The sequence below is a fragment of the Pseudoalteromonas sp. TB51 genome (assembly GCF_000498055.1).
GTDB classification, from domain to species: Bacteria; Pseudomonadota; Gammaproteobacteria; order Enterobacterales; family Alteromonadaceae; genus Pseudoalteromonas; species Pseudoalteromonas atlantica.
The window spans coordinates 1-6,650 of sequence record NZ_AUTO01000154.1 but is presented as its reverse complement, the minus strand read 5'-3'; the positions used below and the strand labels follow the sequence as shown (position 1 = coordinate 6,650).

Below are 6,650 nucleotides of genomic sequence, written 5' to 3'. Positions count from 1 at the left end.
CTGCCGATGCAATACCCAATGCCGCGCGGCTTTGGGCAATTCGGCTTGATGCTAGCTGTAAGTCAAGATTACCTAACTGTGCTTTGCGCTCTAGCTCCGTTAAAATAGGATCGTTTAAAATTGTCCACCAATTCCACGCCAATTCAGCATTACCGCTTTGTAGCTGAGTAAATTCGGGAGTTGGCTTTATAGCATCGTTGTTTATATTTGTATTAGGTTCTTCAAAGTTAGGACCCACTACACAACCCGACAAAGCCGCAGCTAATGTAAGCGCAATAGCTGAATGCCGCGAATAATTAAAAAGTCTTTTATTAAGACACTGATTAGCCATTTTTAAATCCTAAATTAATAACACAATTATTTATGTACTGTACCGCTCGGTTCGAGTGGTAAGCAAAAAAAAGCTAAGCACGCTAATTGCTGCCTAGTCACACCTTAAATACATTTAAACAGGGTAATACCGATAGTTAACAGCTGCTAAAAACACCCTTAACTTAAAGCTCAAATTGAACTGTACCGCTCGGTTTGATATGCTAGGGGTAATTTAACATTATGTCAAGGTGAAATGTAATGACAAAAACGCTTATTAATGCCCAAAACACTCTGCCTCCAAGTGAATTAGAGCTTGGCGCAAAAGCACGAACGGTATTACACGCTGCACGTAAAATATTTTTAATTCATGGTTTTAATGGTGCAACCACCGACATGATCCAACGTGAGGCAGGCGTATCAAAATCGACGGTTTACGCTCACTTTGCAAATAAAGAAATTTTATTTTTAGCGGTCATTAAAAGCGAATGCGAAATATTTACAGCATCAATCGATAATATAACGTTTAAGCCAGGCAACTTAACAGAAAACTTACGCCGCCTTGGGCATGCTTATTTACAAATCGCTCTATCAGAGACGGCCATGGCTCTATACCGAATTGTTGTTGCTGAAGCCCCCCGCTTACCCGCCCTAGGTCATATGTTTTATAACTCTGGCCCGCGGGTGGTAAAAGACAAGGTCTCTAATTATTTAAAAGCGGCAGTGGATTCTAAAGAGCTTGATTTTGAAGAATTAAACATTGAAGAAGCCACTAACCTATTTGTTGCCTTAATGCGCAGTGAGCTACATTTAATGTACTTAACTCACCCAGATCAGCCTGTGCTTAAAAAAGATATAGACCGCTGGGTAGAAGTAGCAATAAACTTTTTAGTGCGCTCTTACGGTACGGCTCACACTCAAAAGAACTAATTTTTAAATTTGTAATACTTTAAATAAATAGCATTTTAAAGCCACGCATTAATTTTAAGCGTGGCTAAATTACCCTTAATACCAATGCCCTAACAACGCATATTTTGATGCATTGTGCTAAACACTAATAAATATAAAAATAGCGCTACGGGTTAGCCCCTTGCGCTCAATTTATGACAGGCATTGATACTGCACTGTTAGCTATATAATTAAAAAACCAAGCAGCGCAGCCGCTAACTTATTTAAAACAAAGCTAAATATAGCGCCTTAAAATATAATCTCGCTTTCGGTGCTCACTAGCCTTATTTAAACCAATTATATACACACTTTTTTTACGCTAAATTAACCCAAATCAGCTTACGCTTCTTGTGTAATAAAGTCGTAACGCATATCATTGCTAGATTGCACGGAGGATAAGTAGTTTGGTCATGAAAACCAGTAAGTTAAGTATTCGATTATTATGGTATATAACCCCGCTTGTTATATTACCCTTGTTGTTTTTAGGTGGTTTTACATTAACTAACGTAACCAACTCAACACAAAAGCAGGCTGATCTTATAATGAGTCGCTTTGTTGAGCAGCAACAGCAAAAGGTTTTCAACTACATAGACTCGTTTCATTCAACAGCAAAACTACTGTCTACCTCGCCTGTTTTAAACGATTTTTTATCAAACGACATTCATGCTGATGGCAGCTATACACGCCGCTTAGGGGCACTAATGGATGTTTTTGCCAGTTATAGCGAAGCCTACCCAGATATAATTAGTATTAACTTAGTCTCGGCCAGTGGTAAAAGTGACGCGTATTATTCTAATAATTTAACAACCGCACCGCAGTCATACCCATTTTTTAAGCAAGTACTGCAAAGTAATTTGCGCCAACAACAATTTATGGTGCAAAACAACGACGGCACCACCAACTTATTTTTTGTACAGCGCGTACAAAGTGTTGATTACTATTTAAAACGCCCACAACAACTTGGCTTTATAGTATTGCAAGTTGAGCCCTCTATATTAAACACCAGTATTTTAGAGGCACCTTATAACAACACCCTTAATTTACTGCTAACCAACGACGGGCAAATTTTATTTAGCTCAGACTACAGCTTACGCGGGCAATATATTACCGAGCACGAGCTTGAGCAGGTTCACGATTTAGCCGATGTAGGCACCCTTTCGACTATTGAGCTTTCGAGCATAGATAAAATAGAAAGAATGATATTTGCCGTACAAATGAGTGGCGGTTATTACTTTGTATCAACCATTCCAAAAGGTGTGCTTTATCAATCGGGTAAGGCAATTAGCTTAATCACAGGCTTAATTGTGATAATTTCGGTGATCACCCTGCCTATCCTTATTTTTGTGGTTGTGCGCAATTTACTGCTAAACCCAATTGAGCTTTTAGGGGCCGCCAGCCACCGTGTAGGTGATGGTGATTTATCGGTAAATTTACCTGCTCATACAAATGATGAAGTTGGCGTGTTGTTTAACGATTTTAACCACATGATCAACCAAATAAGACACTACCAAGAACAACTAGAAGAATATAAGCACCACCTAGAAGACAAAGTAGAAAGCCGTACTAAAGCGCTCGAAGCGATGAACAGCCAGCTTGAACTTGCCATAGCTCAAGCAGAGCAAGCTAACCAGCTTAAAAGCCGTTTTTTAGCAAATATGAGTCACGAGATTCGCACCCCACTTACAGCCATTATGGGCTTTACCGAGCAGTTATTAATTAACGATAAAGTGGTTAACGACAAACAGCATTTAAATACCATTTTACGAAACTCTAAACACTTATTAGAGCTAATAAACAACATACTCGATTTATCTAAAATAGAAGCAGAAAAGCTCGCTGTAGAGCAAGCACCCCTTAATGTAGTGCAGCTGGTTCACGATATAGAATCAATTATTGAACCGCTAGCACACGAAAAACAACTGGCGTTTAGCATTCATTACGAGCTGCCATTACCGCGCACTATTTATAGTGATATGACGCGCTTAAAACAAATTTTGATAAACATAGCCAGCAATGCCGTAAAGTTTACCGAGCAAGGCAAGGTGTCAATTTGTGTGCACTATTTGCAAAGTAAGCAGCAGCTTGAATTTGTGGTTAAAGACACCGGTATTGGTATGTCTGAGCACCAAATAGAGCGTATATTTAAACCTTTTGAACAAGCCGATGCCACCACCACGCGCCGCTTTGGAGGCACAGGATTAGGTTTATGTATTTCTAAAAACTTAGCGCAGTTATTGGGTGGCGATGTTACTTTAAAAAGCGAAATTGGCATAGGCAGTCGCTTTGCTATTACCATTGATTGCCATATTAACGAGCCTAAACAGTCACTAGAGCTTTTAACTGAGCAAGCACAGCTTATTCCAGAAAAAGACCCTTTCTTGTCGTTTGCCACTTCTAGTTTTGATGCCAACATATTAGTTGCCGAAGATAACCCCGATAACCAGCTACTTATAAAACTGCTATTACAAACCTGGGGCCTAGAGCCAGATATGGCTAACAATGGTGCACAAGCAGTAGAAATGGCGTTAGTAAACGACTACCAGCTAATTATTATGGATATGCAAATGCCTGTAATGGGCGGCCTTGAGGCTACTAAAATGCTACGTCATGCAGCCTACGATGGGCCCATTATCGCGCTTACTGCCAATGTAATGAACCATGATATAGACACATACATTGAGGCAGGTTGCGATAAAGCGCTGGCAAAACCCATTGATAAAGACGCGCTTGAAAACGTGCTAGTTAGTTACTTAAACCTTGAAAAAGATAATCAGAACAAGTGGGATAGTTTACTAAAAAGTGAAAAGTTTCAGCAAATTAACGATAACTATGTGGCTAACCTGCCAAGTTACCTGCAAAAGGTAAACAGCTTAAAAGCCAGTAACGATGCAGAAGCACTTCGAAGTGTAGCTCATAGCTTAAAAGGCAGTGCTGGTTGCTTTAATTTTGACGATATTTACCACAGTGCAGCGCTACTAGAAGAAAACCTGCTTAGTAATGACCAAGCGCAGCGCCCCACATTAATTGTAAATTTAATTAATGCTATTGAGCAAACCATAGCTAAAAGTAAAGTAACAGCCTAAAAATACGCGTTTTACTTTAAACGTTTATTTAGCGCTTAATTTAACCCTTTAACTAAACCCTAAGTTAAGCGCCATACCCATTAGTATGGCGTCTTCATAGCCATTTTTAGAGGGCTCATCGCTTGGGTAATAGTTTTTACGTACCGACATTTGCGTAAAGCCAGCGTGTTCGTAAAGCGTTATTGCACGCGCGTTTGATTCGCGCACTTCTAAAAAAAGGTTTTCAGCATTTTGCTGCTCGCCATATTCAATAAACTGGCTAAGTAACTGCCTTGCAATGCCTTTACCTTGCTCACTGGGCGTTACACATATATCCATAAGGGTAAAGTCAGGCCCTGCCTTTTCACCTATATAAAAACCTACCAGGGTGTTTTCATCAAACGCCGCTAAATTAAAGTAACGGCCGCCCATGCAAGAGCTCATTGTTTTAAGAGACCAAGGATGAGAGTGGCAGGCAGTTTCAATAGCCATTAATTGTGCTATTGCGCTTTCGTTTACAGGTTTAAAGTTTATCAAGGTGTGTGCTCATTAAAGCCCATAAAGCGCGCTTATCAGAAGCACTGAGCTGTGAGGTTGGTAGTGTAAGCTTATCGTCGGCTAACTGTATGTCTGCCCCTTTTAAAACATGATTAATTGTTAAAGAAGGTGCACTAAAACGTATATCACTTAATAACTGTTTGCTCAGCGCTAAAGACTCAGCTGGAGTGCTTTGTGAAACGGCTAAAGTAGGATCAGTATTTTTAGGACGATAATGCTGATTTAGTTCAAGGTTTTCTATACCAAAAATAGCTGCGTAACGTGGATGCATAACAACTCAGTAGATTAAACACTAGAACAATATATGAAGTAATAAAAACGATGTAAAGAAGAAATGGCAGGGGCGGAGAGATTCGAACTCCCAACCGTCGGTTTTGGAGACCGCTGTTCTACCAATTGGAACTACGCCCCTGCAATGTCGACGAATTATAGAGACCTTTTAGAAAAGGTAAAGTAAAAAATTAACTTTTTAGTTTAACTGCTTTTTAATTATACAAAACGCTGAATTAGCAAGCTAAATAGCGCTGTAAAGCCACTTTAGCTTTAACAGCACTTACCTTTAAAAAATAAATGCTGCTCAGCTTAGCGTAATTAAAACTGCAGTGTGTGCTTTAAAACCGTGCGAGCTTAATAACCGGGGTACTGTTTTTACCTACGCTTAGCCCAAACGCTATGCTGTAAATTCCTTCTTAAGTGTTAAATACTTTAGCTAGCATGGTGTATTTACACTTGCTGCTAGTTATTTTTATAGCGATTTAGCTTGGTGGAGTTGCTGTATACATAAACAAATCAATAACATTGGCAGCATTTATGATACAATTTAGCGTCTAGGGGATCCGCGTTATACCAATCGTGTTAAGTTATTAGTCGCTTATAGCGACAGATAAATAGAGCGGTTACAAGGCATTAATTTTTACATGTAGTTGCTCTACCTGAGAAATTTATAACGCTGTTAGCGCTTTATTTAGCTCGCTAGAAAGACTAAGTATTTAAGTCGATTGGTATTACCACCTAATTGCATATTTCATCATGTATCTTACTTACGCGGGTCATTCACAATGCAAATATGGAGGAGCTTTACTATTAGCAGTTGCTGGTAGTTCACGCCGTGTTATATGAAGTTTAAATCAAAAAAATACAGTATCGATTCAACCGATTACCAAGTAGGACAAGATAACGTTAGCAAATGGGGCATGGATATTCATACTAATGTATTTTCTGTTTCTATTGGCCTATCTCTACTTTTTATAATTACTCTACTTGCCCTCTCGCCTAACGAAGCTAAAGAGGCGATTAACTCAATAAAAAATGCCGCACTAACTAATTTTGACTACGTATTTATGTGGGGCGCCAATATATTACTGCTGTTTGCAGTGGGTATTGCCGCTTCACCGCTGGGTAAAATTCGCCTTGGCGGCGATAAAGCAACTACAGATTATTCAACCTTATCGTGGGTATCTATGCTCTTTGCTGCAGGCATGGGTATTGGTCTAATTTTTTGGGGCGTGGCAGAGCCCACCGCCTTTTACACCGACTGGTTTGGCACGCCTCTCAATGCAGAAGCCTTTACCGAGCAAGGCCGAGAAATGGCTTTAGGGGCTACTGTATTCCATTGGGGTCTACACGCGTGGGCAATTTACGGTATGACCGCTTTGTGCCTAGCCTATTTTGTTTATAACAAAGGCTTACCGCTTTCTATGCGCTCAATATTTTATCCGCTTTTAGGAGATAGAGTATGGGGCAAGTTAGGTGATGTTATCGATGTAATGGCGG

General features: G+C 39.8%; 5 protein-coding genes, 1 tRNA gene and 1 pseudogene. 3 read left to right on the top strand and 4 right to left on the bottom strand.

The window, feature by feature from the left end:
- Positions 1-331, bottom strand: a pseudogene (locus L650_RS0108070) (TolC family protein); the annotation flags it as partial.
- Between the two features lie 239 nt (positions 332-570).
- On the opposite strand from L650_RS0108070, the gene L650_RS0108065 reads away from it, so the two are divergent.
- A complete protein-coding gene (locus L650_RS0108065; protein WP_029772793.1) occupies positions 571-1,239 on the top strand; it encodes a TetR/AcrR family transcriptional regulator in 669 nt (222 codons plus the stop codon).
- 428 nt (positions 1,240-1,667) lie between these two features.
- Complete coding sequence (locus L650_RS0108060) at positions 1,668-4,340, top strand: ATP-binding protein (protein ID WP_029772792.1); 2,673 nt, start codon at positions 1,668-1,670, stop codon at positions 4,338-4,340.
- A gap of 48 nt (positions 4,341-4,388) precedes the next feature.
- On the opposite strand, the gene rimI is transcribed toward L650_RS0108060, so the two are convergent.
- From rimI to L650_RS0108045, 3 genes are all read right to left on the bottom strand, one after another.
- Entirely contained in the window at positions 4,389-4,856 is a 468-nt protein-coding gene (rimI, locus tag L650_RS0108055) for a ribosomal protein S18-alanine N-acetyltransferase (protein WP_029772791.1), read from the bottom strand.
- Positions 4,843-5,148 (bottom strand): hypothetical protein, encoded by a 306-nt coding sequence (locus L650_RS0108050; protein WP_029772790.1) that lies wholly within the window; start codon positions 5,146-5,148, stop codon positions 4,843-4,845. The genes rimI and L650_RS0108050 overlap by 14 nt, the downstream gene beginning before the upstream one ends.
- A gap of 64 nt (positions 5,149-5,212) precedes the next feature.
- Positions 5,213-5,289, bottom strand: a tRNA-Trp gene (locus L650_RS0108045).
- 703 nt (positions 5,290-5,992) lie between these two features.
- On the opposite strand from L650_RS0108045, the gene L650_RS0108040 reads away from it, so the two are divergent.
- Positions 5,993-6,650, top strand: a 658-nt coding sequence (locus L650_RS0108040) for a BCCT family transporter (RefSeq protein WP_029772789.1), incomplete at its 3' end; no start/stop codon positions are given.

Bases quoted from the DNA above. Each gene is read 5' to 3' on its own strand.
- L650_RS0108065 (WP_029772793.1), top strand. From the start codon at position 571: ATGACAAAAACGCTTATTAATGCCCAAAACACTCTGCCTCCAAGTGAA.
- L650_RS0108060 (WP_029772792.1), top strand. From the start codon at position 1,668: ATGAAAACCAGTAAGTTAAGTATTCGATTATTATGGTATATAACCCCG.
- L650_RS0108050 (WP_029772790.1), bottom strand. From the start codon at position 5,148: ATGCATCCACGTTACGCAGCTATTTTTGGTATAGAAAACCTTGAACTA.